11 protein-coding genes and 1 pseudogene are annotated in these 12,773 nt (G+C 61.8%); 10 read left to right on the top strand and 2 right to left on the bottom strand.

The genetic code is table 11. The features are described from left to right. From P0D80_RS41925 to P0D80_RS41905, 5 genes and pseudogenes are all read left to right on the top strand, one after another. Positions 1-761 (top strand): type VI secretion system Vgr family protein (locus P0D80_RS41925; protein WP_408292547.1); only part of this gene is annotated, 761 nt, incomplete at its 5' end. Next, the gene (locus P0D80_RS41920; protein ID WP_408292549.1) at positions 665-1,318 is read left to right on the top strand and encodes a DUF2345 domain-containing protein; all 654 of its coding nucleotides are present in this window, start codon (positions 665-667) and stop codon (positions 1,316-1,318) included. The genes P0D80_RS41925 and P0D80_RS41920, both read left to right, overlap by 97 nt. Positions 1,319-1,418: 100 nt before the next feature. Further along, the gene (locus P0D80_RS41915; RefSeq protein ID WP_408292545.1) at positions 1,419-2,750 is read left to right on the top strand and encodes an N-acetylmuramidase family protein; all 1,332 of its coding nucleotides are present in this window, start codon (positions 1,419-1,421) and stop codon (positions 2,748-2,750) included. Next, positions 2,659-3,420 carry a hypothetical protein gene (locus tag P0D80_RS41910; protein ID WP_408292551.1) on the top strand — a complete coding sequence of 254 codons (762 nt, stop codon included), beginning with the start codon at positions 2,659-2,661 and terminating at the stop codon, positions 3,418-3,420. Before P0D80_RS41915 ends, P0D80_RS41910 begins: the two co-directional genes overlap by 92 nt. After that, a pseudogene (locus P0D80_RS41905) lies at positions 3,420-3,672 on the top strand (PAAR domain-containing protein). Before P0D80_RS41910 ends, P0D80_RS41905 begins: the two are co-directional and overlap by 1 nt. A gap of 201 nt (positions 3,673-3,873) precedes the next feature. On the opposite strand, the gene P0D80_RS41900 reads toward P0D80_RS41905, so the two are convergent. After that, positions 3,874-5,793: an FUSC family protein gene (locus tag P0D80_RS41900; protein WP_408292543.1), complete on the bottom strand. Its 1,920-nt coding sequence runs from the start codon at positions 5,791-5,793 to the stop codon at positions 3,874-3,876. 313 nt (positions 5,794-6,106) lie between these two features. Continuing rightward, the gene (locus tag P0D80_RS41895) at positions 6,107-6,925 is read right to left on the bottom strand and encodes a 2OG-Fe(II) oxygenase (protein WP_408292541.1); all 819 of its coding nucleotides are present in this window, start codon (positions 6,923-6,925) and stop codon (positions 6,107-6,109) included. A 289-nt stretch (positions 6,926-7,214) separates the two neighbouring features. On the opposite strand from P0D80_RS41895, the gene P0D80_RS41890 reads away from it, so the two are divergent. The 5 genes from P0D80_RS41890 (at position 7,215) to P0D80_RS41870 (ending at position 12,714) form a co-directional block, all read left to right on the top strand. Further along, positions 7,215-8,057 (top strand): HTD2 family dehydratase, encoded by an 843-nt coding sequence (locus P0D80_RS41890; protein ID WP_408292539.1) that lies wholly within the window; start codon positions 7,215-7,217, stop codon positions 8,055-8,057. 30 nt (positions 8,058-8,087) lie between these two features. Further along, on the top strand, positions 8,088-9,251 hold the full coding sequence (locus tag P0D80_RS41885; protein ID WP_408178602.1) for an acyl-CoA dehydrogenase family protein: 1,164 nt from the start codon (positions 8,088-8,090) through the stop codon (positions 9,249-9,251). 18 nt (positions 9,252-9,269) lie between these two features. Next, positions 9,270-10,448, top strand: coding sequence for a CaiB/BaiF CoA transferase family protein (locus tag P0D80_RS41880; protein ID WP_408178603.1), 1,179 nt, complete (start codon positions 9,270-9,272; stop codon positions 10,446-10,448). Between the two features lie 68 nt (positions 10,449-10,516). After that, positions 10,517-11,905: an MmgE/PrpD family protein gene (locus P0D80_RS41875; RefSeq protein WP_408292536.1), complete on the top strand. Its 1,389-nt coding sequence runs from the start codon at positions 10,517-10,519 to the stop codon at positions 11,903-11,905. Continuing rightward, positions 11,902-12,714, top strand: a complete 813-nt coding sequence (locus P0D80_RS41870) for an HpcH/HpaI aldolase/citrate lyase family protein (RefSeq protein WP_408292534.1) — start codon at positions 11,902-11,904, stop codon at positions 12,712-12,714. Before P0D80_RS41875 ends, P0D80_RS41870 begins: the two co-directional genes overlap by 4 nt. The last annotated feature ends 59 nt before the right edge of the window (positions 12,715-12,773 follow it).

Below are 12,773 nucleotides of genomic sequence, written 5' to 3'. Positions count from 1 at the left end.
GGTTCGAGTGCGTGACCGACTTCGTGCTGCAGTCGCCTAACCGGTTCTTCAGGAACAGGCCGAAGAAGAAGCCCCGCTGTTACGCCGAGACGGCCGTGGTGGTCGGTCCCAAGGACCAGACGACCTGGGTCGATGCGTACGGTCGGGTCAAGATCTGCTACCTGTGGGACGTGGACAGGCCGAAGGACGAGAACGCGAGCTGCTGGGTACGCGTGTCCTCGCCGTGGCAGGGCAATTCGTTCGGCTCGATCTACGTGCCCCGTATCGGCCAGGAAGTGACGATCAACTACCACGAAGGCGACCCTGACAAGCCCTATATTGCCGACCGGATGGTCAACCGGCTCAGGCAGCCACCGTGGTTACTGCCAGCCAACTACGCACTGAGCGGCACGCGGACGCAGGAACTGAAAGGGTTCCAGGCTAACCAGATCGTCGCCGACGACACGCCCGGCAAACTTCAGGTTCAGGTCAGCAGCGATCATGCGCAGTCACGGCTGATCGTCGGCTACAACACGCGTATCGACGGCAACAAGGGGCGCAAGGAAGCGCGGGGCGAAGGCTGGGAACTGGCGACGGACGCATGGGGCGTGCTGCGCGCCAATCAGGGCATGGTCATCAGTACCGAAACGCGCGCGGGCGCAACGGCCCCCGTCAAGGACACGCGATCACGGCGGGCCGCGACTACAGCCTGTCAGCGGGGCGCTCGTACCACGCTTCGGTGCGGGGCTCGATCTCGCTGTTCGCCTATCAGGACGGCATGAAGTTTTACGCGGCCAGAGGCAAGATCGAGTTGCAGGCGCAGGGCGACGGGATGGCGTTGGCGGCGCTGAAGGACCTCACTATCAGCAGCACGGACGGGAAAGTCATCATCACGGCGTCAAAGGAAGTGTGGATCGGCGCGGGCGGTTCATATATCCAGATCAACGGCAGCGGGATTATTAACGGGTCGCCGGGACCGATCCTGGAGAGGACGCCTTCATGGGACGTACCCACTGCCTCGTCCATGCGCATGCCGTTGCCAGTCATGCCCATCACGCCGCTGGCGCAGAACCCTGCCGAGCTTTACACGCAGAAGTTTGATGTGAGCACGGTTGCTGAAAACTTCGGCGACGGGCAGACAGTCGCCGACCAGCCGTATCGCATCTATCTGCCAGATGGCACCCTCAGACAGCAGGGGATGCTGACCGATGGTGCGACGCTGACCGTCAGCACGGCGGAGCCAGCGAAGGTCCGCTGCGAGATCGGGGCGGGTAACTGGAGCGTGGTCGAAGATGCCTACGATCACCACGAACTGGAAAATGACGCTGGGCAGGCCTGAAGCGAGCCTGCTCATTAAAGTGACTTGTAAAAGGTAACAGATGCCTCATCGACATCATACGCATCAACCCGCGACCCCAAAGGCTCCGCCATCGCCCTATGTGGAAGTGACCTTCGTATTCAGGGATACCCTGCAGAAACCGATTGAAGGGTTGTCCGTGCAGATCAGGGCGGGCACGGGTGCGCCGCAAGCGCCTGCATGGAAACTTGGACCAGACAGCGATGATCCGCCTGCGATAGCTCCGGCGCCGACACTGGGGGTGGCGTCGGCCCCCGGTGAGAGTCCGACTATGCCGATGGTTAATAACAAGGCCGACCCGGTAGCGACAGACAAGGACGGCTACGCCCTGACGATCCAGAACGCCGCGCGCAATCAGCCGATTGATGTGCTGGTGAAGAACCAGCGCGGCGAGTACATATGGAAGGCGACCGTGACCCCGAGCAAGGACATCAGCGCCTTCACCGTTGTCAGTCCTGAGTACCACCTGGAAGCGACGACGAAACTGACACCAAAAGAGGAACTGGAGCAGAACCTCAACCTTCCAGTTGTGAAAGAGGGTGAGGTCATGACCGTCGAACGCCTGGTTCATGAGTTTGGACCGTACATTGGATGGTCGCAGAAGGTCACTGAACAGGGCAAGGTAAAAAAGGATTTTCCGACACGCAAGAAGGACGTAACTGAGGATGAGAAAACTCATAAAAAGAAGACAAAAATCACAATCGAGCACCACCTAAAGGTGGTGGACAATGGCAAGCCGCAAACAGTTGCATTTAATTTGCTTGGTTCCAGGTTGAATTTCCCGAAATCAATGTGGTTCACGGATGAGCACTTCGTTTATCTGGCAAATTCGCTTGGCTGTGAGGCTGCGGCTATTAAGGCGCTCTCGAAGCAGGAGGCTGTTGGTAAGGGGAAATGGGAGCCGGATCATGGTTTTGATAAAAATGGTTTGCCAAAAATTCTATATGAGCGGCATAAATTCTACGCCTATACGATGCCCGGGGAGAGTAAAAATAGAAAAAATAAACCAGTAAATCCATATGCAAATAAATATCCGGACATCTGCAGTCCTGCATCAGGTGGATTTGGAAAGGACGGATTGCACCAGTATGAAAGATTCTGTCGCGCTGCAAGCCTGGATATGGAGGCCGCCGCTAAGTCGACTTCGTGGGGCGCGTTTCAGATACTTGGTGAGGCTTTCGACGGGTGTGGGTTTTCTTCCGCCGTGGATTTCGCAAGCGAACACATGAAAGGGATAGACGAGCAGGTTAAGGTATTTGAGGCGTTCATGAAGAACGTGAAACCGCAAGCTGTTAAGGCTTTAAAGGATAAGAGGTGGGAGGATGTCGCAACTTATTACAACGGCGGTGGCTGGCGTAAAAAAAATCCGGACTATGCAAAAAATCTGGAGGATTTCTATACAACATTTAAATGAATTAACTCGGGTGGCTGCAGTCATTTTGTCGTTTTCAGGCGCGGCTAACGCTGCTGAATTGTTGATTTTCGATTCGCCAAATATGATTATGCTAAATGAGCGCGACGGAGTTATTGGTTACTATGGGTCGGTCGAAGGTGACAAGAATTGTGAATTTTTCTTCTACCAGGCTAGAGAGTCTTCATTCAAAGAGGGGGAGTATTCTGGACGTGATATAAGTTCCTTTTCCTTCGCCTTTCCCCCTAAATCATATCGATATAAGGATCGAGATGGGCGCTTTGATTCGGCTGGGGCGGTATATAGCCTGCAAGACCAGCGGATAGTTCGTATTGACAATCCCGCGCCTGGATGCGTCGGTTGGGCGGTTGGTTCATTTGGGAAGAGACCAGGTGACAAGTATGTCGTTCGCTATACCATTGAGAAGAAAACTGAAGCAATTGGTATTCGTGCACTTTCAAAAAAATCAACTTTCTATAAAAAAATCGGCTTACGCTTTGATAGCACGCGCGCGTACCTGGTGGAGGGAGATGTAGTAGTCGTTCTCGCGACATCGAGCACTTATTCCTACGTACGCTATGCGAATCCTGATTTGACCTCAGGAGGACGAGTCACAACAGGCTGGGTCCGCTCTGCCGATCTCGTAAACCCATTCCCATCAGCGGGCAAGTAATGATCGCTCTAATCCGACTCGGTGACACCACCGACCACGGCGGCGAAGTCATCACCGCCTTCGCAAACCATGCGCTACGCCGGACGGCGCGTGGCCCGCGTGGGCGATCTCGTGAAGTGCCCGCTGCATCCCGAAGTCCAGCCTAATATGATCCTCGAAGGCGACAGGAAAATCACGGATCGCGGCACGCCCGTCGCGCGGCAGGGGCATCACGCCACGTGCGGGTGCAGCCTGATTTCGAGTCTTGTCTGATGCCTTGCCTCGATGCTGGAGAGTCGTTGCCAGAAATGGAAATCACAGGGTGTGGTTCATGACCTTGAGTTTCCTGCTCGGACATGAGCGCCGGTGCCTTCATCGTGGATGGGCTCGACCGGTAGCGGGAAATGCAAACGGAAAAAACTCTTGTATTGGGTCTTCTCCGCTTAAATAGCCACGCAGTCCTGCCGCGTTGCCCTACGCACTCCTCCCCCTCAACGCCCAATTGAACACCCGCCGCGTATCCAAAACCGGCTGCATCAACCGATCGAACAACTGCGCGACCGCGCCATCCAATTGCGCAAGTGCCGATGCCTGGTTCACGTCGAAATCAACGGCAGGCATCACCGGCACATGCTGATCTGACCGACCACGCGCAGCACCCGCCGCCGCATCGCCATAACGCGCAATCAACGAATCAAGCCGCGCCACGATCGACGCGACATGAGCCGCACCTACTTCCGCCGCATTCAGCGCCGTCTCATCCTCCAACCCACCGCGTCGTGCAGACCCACTCAACACGCGCGCCCAATGCACGCAACACAGCAACGAACCAGTCGCCAACTCGACATCCGGATTCCACACCACCACGCGCTGCGTCTGCAGCGGCCGCAGCGCGATCCGCAGATCGTGCCAACCGCGATCGAGCTTGCGCACCGCGGCAACCGCATCACCCGCTCGCGCACCCGACCCAGCCAAGCGCACCACCTCCCGCAACGCGCCCAACACCGCGCCTAGTCTCGCCTCGACGTGCCGCGTCGCTGCAAGCGGCATCATCAGAATCGCGACGGCGAACGACACGAGACAACCCACCAGCACTTCTTCGATCCGCAACTCGACCAGCGGCCCCATCGCGAACCCCAGTTCGCCATAGACCAACCCGACGAGCACGGTGATGAAAAACACCCCCGGCGCATACGCGCTCAGAATGTAGTAAGCCCAGCCGAACACGCACAGCGCCATCGCGGCCACCAGCAACACCGGCGAGTCGTGCAGCGGCGCGACCAGCAACACGCTGACGAGCGCGCCGGCCAACGTCCCCACGAGGCGCTGCGCCCCGCGATACACCGTATCGGCGCGCGACCGGGTGCCGAGAAACACGACGAACGTCGTGATGACCGCCCAGAACCAACGCTCCGGCGAAAGCGAGTGGCCGATCAGCATCGCGAGCAACGCAGCGGTCGTGGCGCGCGTGGCGGGAAGCCAGCAGAGCTTGCTACGCAAGTCGGCAAAGCGCTGCGCCGCAGTCCGCGCAACCGCACCGCTCGCCGGTGCAGACGAAGCGCGTCGCGTGTCGCCTCGATGCGCAATCTCCCTGAGCTGCGCAATCGCGTGACGCAATACATCGGCACTCGCCTTGACGCCGCCATCCGCGGGTCCTGATGCAAACGCATGCTGCCCCGCCGCCACTTCCACTTCGACGATCCGTTCACGAATCGTTTCAGCATCCGACGGATTCAGCAGCGCCAACTGTTCTTCGAGTGAGAGTGCGGCTTCGTTCAACGCGGAGAGATGCGCGGCGGCAGCCGGAGCGTGAAGCACACGCGACGCGCGCAGCGTCACCGTATGAACGGCGAGTCGAAAGCTCGCCGCCGTCCGCATCGGCACGATCACGCGGCCTACCAGCGCAACCATCAACGGGCCGAACGCGGACAGCAGGAGCGACTGCGCGAGATGCGTCGTCGAAGGATGCAGATACAGGCCGAGGTAAAAGCACACCACGCCCAGCATCGCGCAACCCAATGCACGCGACCCGCACGCCTGGCACAGCATGCCGGCGAACATCACGACGAGGAAGCCCGCATCGCCGGCCAGCGGATAGCGGCACAGTACGCTCGCCGTAGCGAAGCACACGCAAGCGCAGAGATACAGGTAGAAGAGCGTGCGGAACCAGGCGGTCCGCCGTGCCTCGCGCACGAACAGCGGCGCGACCATCGCAAACAGAATGCCGGGCGCGGCGAGCGTGATGGGCTGATCCTGGAAGACGGTCCACGCGATGCTGACCACGCCGGTGAGCAGGCAGGCGAGCGCAACGCGCAGCGCGGTATGGAGACGCACGAGTCCCGGGTCCGCAACTAGCAGGCGGTCGGCGACGCGCGAAAACGCGGCAGCAATCATGATCGATGATATCCAGGCTAAATGGCCGCCACCGGCTTTTGGCCGATTGCGACAGGGCGGGCGCGCGGGCCCGCCACCTTCGTATCGTCGAACTGGGCCGCCATGCCGGGATCACCGGCTGAAAGCCCCATCCGACGACGGGCGATAACACGCGAACAGACACGCCGAATGCGCTGCAAAGGGTGGCGCAGCGCATCCAGCGGATTCGGGTTTTCCCGGATGATACCGGGTCAAAATTGCGATTGTCGAATTTTTGCCGCAGCGCAGCAGCAGGCGGCGCAGTAGCGCACGTCAAGCCGAGCTAAGTCAAACCTCAGGCCGCGTCGTGGAAAATCACGCCGAGCGTGTGCCGTTGGCCGGAGCGCAAGCGGCTCACACCATGCCGCAGATTCACGCGGTAGGGGCCGCGCGTCCCCTGAACCGGCCGATGATGGACCGCGAACACCACCGCATCGCCCTTGCCGAGCGGCACCACTTCCGTACGCGATTGCATGCGCGGACGTTGCTCGGTCATCACGAATTCGCCGCCGGTGAAATCCGCGCCGGGCTCGGACAATAGAATCGCGACCTGCAGCGGGAACACGTGTTCGCCGTAGAGATCCTGATGCAGGCAGTTGTAGTCGTCGGTGGCGTATTGAAGCATCAGCGGCGTGGGGCGCGTCTGCCCGGCTGCGTGGCAGCGCTCGATAAACTCCGCGTGCGCTGCGGGATAGCGGACATCGATACCCATCACCTCATTCCAGCGATTCGCCACCGGCGCGAGACGCGGATAAAGCGCGGTGCGCAAATCGCCGATCAACGACGGCAGCGGATACGCAAAGTACTTGTATTCGCCGCGGCCGAAACCGTGCCGCGCCATCACGACGCGGCTACGAAACAGCGCATCGCGCGGATAGAGCGCGGTCAGCGCGTCGCATTCCTCTGAGCTGAACAGATTGCGCAGCATCGCGCAACCATACGCGTTCAAGCCTTCTTCGACATCGAACCAGTCGATCGCGCCGACGCGCTGCGCAAGCGAGCGGTGCGCTGGTGCCTCAGCGCCTTTCACGTCCGGCTTCCGTCCCGCACCGGGTTTCCAATCCAAATCCAATGCCAGCGAGTGGGACTGCGTACCCTTCGCAACCGTATCCATAAGCCATCTCCATCAAGCAATCACCAGAACGATGATTGAGTGTAAGGACGCGCGCCATGCCGCGCACTCCGACTCTTGCTTTTCAATTCCGTGCTGTTCACGGCCGGCGCCTCGGCAACGAGCGCATCATGGTCAGAGCGATCCGGCGGCAGCGCCCGCCACACGGCGGCCCCGCGAGCCTTAAGCAAATCCAAACGCCCGCTTCGAAAATGCAAACTTCGCGGGATGTGCCGCGTCGTTCATAGTAGGACCCTATTAAACCCAATGCGCGTATCCGGAGACTGTGCCCATGTCTGCTTCCCCGCAGAAACTCGACGACTGGCTTGACAAGGAGGAGGTCGCCAAAGACGACATCACCGCCTTTCCCCTGAAGGCGATGGCCGCCACGCTCGATCGCGAGGAAAACGGCGACTGCGTGCCGCCGCTTTGGCACTGGCTGTACTTTCTGCCGGTTGCGCCGATGTCCGAAGTCGGCCTGGACGGCCATCCGAAGCGCGGCGGTTTTCTGCCGCCCGTGCCGCTGCCGCGTCGCATGTGGGCCGGCGGCCGGTTGACCTTTCACGCGCCGCTCAAGGTGGGCGAGCATGCCACGCGCACTTCGACGATCGCCAATATCGAAGACAAGACCGGCCGGTCCGGCCGTCTCGTGTTCGTCACGGTGCAGCACACCATCGAAGCCGGTGGCGAACTGAAGCTCGAAGAAGAGCACGACATCGTCTATCGCGACGCGCCGCAGGAAGGCGCGCGGCCCCCGCAGCCGCAACTCGCGCCGGAAGGCGAAACCTCGCGCCGCACGATCGACGCCGACGCTGTCATGCTGTTCCGCTACTCGGCGCTGACCTTCAACGGCCACCGTATCCACTACGACTATCCTTACGTCACGGAAGTCGAAGGCTATCCAGGCCTGATCGTTCACGGTCCGTTGATTGCAACGCTGCTAGTCGACCTGGTGCGCCGCGAGCAACCGGACGCCACGCTGCAAAGTTTCGCCTTCAAGGCAGTGCGTCCGACCTTCGCAGGCCAGCCTTTCACGGTGTGCGGCAAGCCTTCCGCGGACGGCAAGCTCATCGAGCTATGGGCCAAAGACCACGAAGGCTATCTGACCATGCGCGCCACGGCGGCCATTGCCTGAGCTTCGCCTGACCTACAAGAGATTCGATTAATGCAAACCACGCAGCAGGATTCCTTCCAGGACATTCGCGAAGCCGTACGCGATCTGTGCCAGCAATTTTCCGGCGAGTATTTCCGCAAGATCGACGAAGCACGCGGTTATCCGGAAGCATTCGTCGACGCGCTCACCAAAGCCGGCTGGCTGGCCGCGCTGATTCCGCAGGACTTCGGCGGTTCGGGGCTGGGGCTGACGGAAGCGTCGGTCATCATGGAGGAAATCAATCGCGCCGGCGGCAACTCAGGCGCCTGCCACGGCCAGATGTACAACATGGGCACGCTGCTGCGCCACGGTTCCGAAGAGCAGAAGCAAAAGTATCTGCCGAAGATCGCGTGCGGCGACTTGCGTCTGCAATCCATGGGCGTGACGGAGCCGTCCACCGGCACGGACACCACGAAGATCAAGACCACCGCCGAGCGACGCGGCGACCGCTATGTGATCAACGGCCAGAAGGTGTGGATCTCGCGCGTGCAGCATTCAGACCTGATGATTCTGCTCGCGCGTACCACGCCGCTGTCGGATGTGAAGAAGAAATCGGAAGGCATGTCGATCTTTATCGTCGATCTGCGTGAAGCGATCGGACACGGCATGACGGTGCAGCCGATTCTGAACATGGTCAATCACGAGACCAACGAACTGTTCTTCGATAACCTTGAAATCCCCGCCGAGAATCTGATCGGCGAAGAAGGGCAGGGCTTCAAGTACATCCTCGACGGTCTGAATGCGGAACGCACGCTGATCGCCGCCGAATGTATCGGCGACGGCTACTGGTTCGTCGACAAGGTCACCGAATACGCGAAAGAGCGCATCGTGTTCGGCCGTCCGATCGGCCAGAACCAGGGCGTGCAGTTTCCGATCGCGCGCTCGTTCATCAATGTCGAGGCGGCCAGCCTGATGCGCTTCGAGGCGGCGCGCCGTTTCGACGCGCATGAACCGTGTGGCGCCCAGGCGAACATGGCAAAGCTGCTCGCCGCCGATGCTTCGTGGGAAGCGGCCAACGCGTGTCTGCAATTTCACGGCGGCTTCGGCTTTGCGTGCGAGTACGACGTCGAGCGCAAATTCCGCGAAACGCGTCTTTACCAGGTCGCGCCGATTTCCACCAACCTGATTCTTTCGTACGTGGCCGAGCATATTCTCGGGCTGCCGCGTTCATTCTGACTTTCGGGCGCAAACACCATGAGACCACTCGACGGAATCAAAGTCGTCACGCTCGAACATGCGATCGCCGCGCCGTTCTGTACGCGCCAACTGGCGGATCTCGGCGCGCGGGTGATCAAGATCGAGCGACCCGGCGTCGGCGACTTTGCGCGCGGCTACGACGAGCGCGTACATGGACTGTCGTCGCATTTCGTCTGGACCAATCGCTCGAAGGAGAGTCTTGCGCTCGATCTGAAGCAGCCCGCCGCGACGGAGATTCTCGACGCATTGGTCGCGGACGCGGACGTGCTGGTGCAGAACCTCGCGCCCGGCGCCGCGGACCGGCTCGGTCTCGGTTACGACACGCTGAGCACGAAGTATCCAAAGCTGATCGTCTGCGATATTTCCGGCTATGGTTCCGACGGCCCCTACCGCGACAAGAAAGCCTACGACCTGTTGATCCAGAGCGAATCCGGTTTTCTGTCGATCACCGGGTCGCCGGACGAGCCGGCCAAAGCGGGATGCTCGATTGCCGATATCGCGGCGGGCATGTACGCGTATTCGAACATTCTGAGCGCGCTGCTCTTGCGCGGCCGCACGGGGCGCGGTTGCCGCATCGACGTGTCGATGCTGGAGAGCATGGTCGAGTGGATGGGTTATCCGCTCTATTACGCAATCGACGGTCAACCGCCGCCCGCGCTCTCCGGTGCGGCACACGCGACGATCTATCCGTACGGACCGTTCCCCGCCGGCGACGGCAAGACGGTGATGCTCGGTCTGCAAAACGAACGTGAATGGAAGCTCTTCTGCGAGCGCGTGCTGGTGCAGCCGGAACTCGCCGCGGACGAGCGCTTCAACTCGAACTCGAAACGCACGTCCGCGCGTGACGCCTTGCGCGAGGTGATCGTCGCGGCCTTTGCGAAACTGAGCGCGGCGCAGGTCATCGAACGGCTCGATGACGCCGGCATCGCCAACGCGCAGATGAACACGCTCGGCGACGTATGGGCGCATCCGCAGTTGAAGGCGCGCGAGCGCTGGCATGAAGTCGGCACGGCGGCGGGCGTGGTGCCCGCCTTGTTGCCGCCAGGTTTGCCGGCGGACTTCGAGCCGCGCATGGACCCGGTTCCCGCGCTCGGCGAGCATACCGACGCGATCCTGCGCGAACTCGGTTACGACAGCGCGCGTATCGACGCGCTGCGAGCCGCCGGCACGATCTGAATGTTTGCTGTGCCGGCGCGTGAGCGATGCCACCCCGGCGACCTGAACGAATACCACGCGACCTCATCATGAACGACCATCCCAGTCTGACGCTTGCCACCTTCGCCGCTCAACTCGACTTCGACAGCATCCCGCACGCAGTGGTCGAGCGCACCGTCAACCTCTACGTCGACTGGCTCGGTTCGGCGTTGGCCGGCAAGGGCGCGCGGCCGGTCGAGACGATCGCGCGGTTTGCGCGCCAGGCTGGCGGCGCGTCGAACGACGGCCCGAGCGAAGTGTTGATCGACCGCAGCCGCACCACGCCGTATTTCGCGGCGATGATCAACGGCGCGGCGTCGCACTTCGCCGAACAGGACGATGTGCACAACGGCTCGGTGTTTCATCCCGCGACGGTCGTCTTTCCGGTGGCGCTCGCGCTGGCACAAGCTCGTCGCGCGTCGGGCCGCGATTTGATCGCGGCGGCGGTCGCGGGATATGAAGTCGGCATCCGCATCGGCGAGTTTCTGGGTCGCTCGCACTACAAGGTGTTTCACACTACTGGCACGGCCGGCACGCTGGCGGCGGCCGCCACGGCGGGACGGCTGCTCGGTTTGTCGCCGGCGCAGATGCTCGACGCGTTCGGCTCGGCGGGCACGCAGGCAAGCGGCCTGTGGGAGTTTTTGCGCGACGCCGCCGACTCGAAACAACTGCACACGGCCATGGCCGCGGCCAACGGACTGATGGCCGCGCAACTCGCGGCCGACGGCTTCAAGGGCGCGACGCACATTCTCGAAGGCGCGCAAGGCATGGCGGCGGGCATGTCGAGCGACGCGGATCCGGCGCGCCTCGTCGACCGCCTGGGCAGCCGGTGGGCGACGGCGGAGACGTCGTTTAAATATCACGCGGCGTGCCGTCATACACATCCCGCGGCCGACGCGTTGCTCGCCGTGGTGCAGGAACACCGTCTCGCACCGCGTGATATCGCGAAGGTCGTGGCGCACGTCCATCAAGGCGCGATCGACGTGCTCGGCGCGGTCGTCACGCCGCGCACGGTGCACCAGGCGAAGTTCAACATGGGCACGGTGCTGGGACTCGTCGCGCATCACGGTTATGCGGGCGTGACCGAATTCGAGCAGGGTTTCGACGCGGACGCGATCGCCGCCTTCCGCGACAACGTCGAAATGGCCTTCGACGCCGAAGTCGATGCAGCCTATCCCGCGCGCTGGATCGGCAAGGTGACGGTCACGACCACTGACGGCCGCACGTTCACGGGCCGCGTCGACGAACCGAAAGGCGACCCAGGCAATACGCTGTCACGCGATGAGATCGCCACCAAACTACATCGACTGGCGGCGTTTGCGGGCGCGGCCACCGAAGGCGAGGCCGCGCGATTGCTCGGCAACGCGTGGCAAATCGCGGGGCAAACGCAGGTCGGGTCGGTCTTCGAAGCAGAGTCCAACGCGACGGTGGCCGCATGAGCGTCGCGCTGCCGCGCTCCTATCTGTTTGTGCCGGGCAATCGCTCTGAGCGCTTCGAAAAAGCGCACGCGGCCGGCGCGGACGCAGTGATTCTCGATCTCGAAGATGCCGTGCAGCCCGATGAAAAACCGGCGGCGCGCGCGGCGGTGCTGGCCGCTGTATCGGGCGATGCATCGCGGCCCGCATGGGTGCGCATCAACGGCTCGGACACGTCGTGGTTCGACGAGGATGTCGCCGCGCTCGCCGGGCAACCGGGGGTCGCCGGGATCGTGTTGCCTAAAGCGGAGACGCGTGAACAGATCGACGCAGTGCTGACGACGGCGCATTCCACACTGAGCGTGTTGCCGATCGTCGAAACGGCGCGCGGATTTGCGAGCCTCGCGGTGTTGTGCGCCGCGCCGCGCGTACAGCGCATCGTGTTCGGCACGCTGGATTTTCAGATCGATCTCGGTATCGACGGCGACGGCGAGGAACTGCATCTGTTCCGCTCGCAGATCGTGCTGGCCTCGCGGCTTGCCGGGATCGGCGCGCCGGTGGACGGCGTATCGACCACCATCAGCGACGCCGACAGTATCGAAGCCGACGCTCGCCGCGGGCGCCGCTTCGGCTTCGGCGGCAAGCTGTGCATTCATCCGAAGCAGATCGATGCGGTGCATCGCGCCTATGCGTGGAGCGAAGCGGACAAGGCCTGGGCGCAACGTGTGCTGGCCGCGGTGGAAACGAGCCACGGCGCGGCGGTGGCGGTGGACGGCAAGATGGTCGATATGCCGGTGATTCTGAAGGCGCGAAGGATCCTGGCGGGCGCATAGGCCGAGACCAGCGAATCGCCGACGCATAGGCGCGGCCTGGCCATTAACCGCGACGAAAC

The organism is Paraburkholderia sp. RL17-373-BIF-A, assembly GCF_046030175.1.
GTDB lineage: Bacteria > Pseudomonadota > Gammaproteobacteria > Burkholderiales > Burkholderiaceae > Paraburkholderia.
The sequence above is the reverse complement of the archived record's forward strand: the minus strand, read 5'-3'. Positions and strand labels throughout refer to the sequence as shown.

Excerpts from the sequence above, each read along its gene's own strand:
- P0D80_RS41910 (WP_408292551.1), top strand. The coding sequence starts at position 2,659 with ATGTCGCAACTTATTACAACGGCGGTGGCTGGCGTAAAAAAAATCCGG.
- P0D80_RS41900 (WP_408292543.1), bottom strand. The coding sequence starts at position 5,793 with ATGATTGCTGCCGCGTTTTCGCGCGTCGCCGACCGCCTGCTAGTTGCG.
- P0D80_RS41895 (WP_408292541.1), bottom strand. The coding sequence starts at position 6,925 with ATGGATACGGTTGCGAAGGGTACGCAGTCCCACTCGCTGGCATTGGAT.
- P0D80_RS41890 (WP_408292539.1), top strand. The coding sequence starts at position 7,215 with ATGTCTGCTTCCCCGCAGAAACTCGACGACTGGCTTGACAAGGAGGAG.
- P0D80_RS41885 (WP_408178602.1), top strand. The coding sequence starts at position 8,088 with ATGCAAACCACGCAGCAGGATTCCTTCCAGGACATTCGCGAAGCCGTA.
- P0D80_RS41880 (WP_408178603.1), top strand. The coding sequence starts at position 9,270 with ATGAGACCACTCGACGGAATCAAAGTCGTCACGCTCGAACATGCGATC.
- P0D80_RS41875 (WP_408292536.1), top strand. The coding sequence starts at position 10,517 with ATGAACGACCATCCCAGTCTGACGCTTGCCACCTTCGCCGCTCAACTC.
- P0D80_RS41870 (WP_408292534.1), top strand. The coding sequence starts at position 11,902 with ATGAGCGTCGCGCTGCCGCGCTCCTATCTGTTTGTGCCGGGCAATCGC.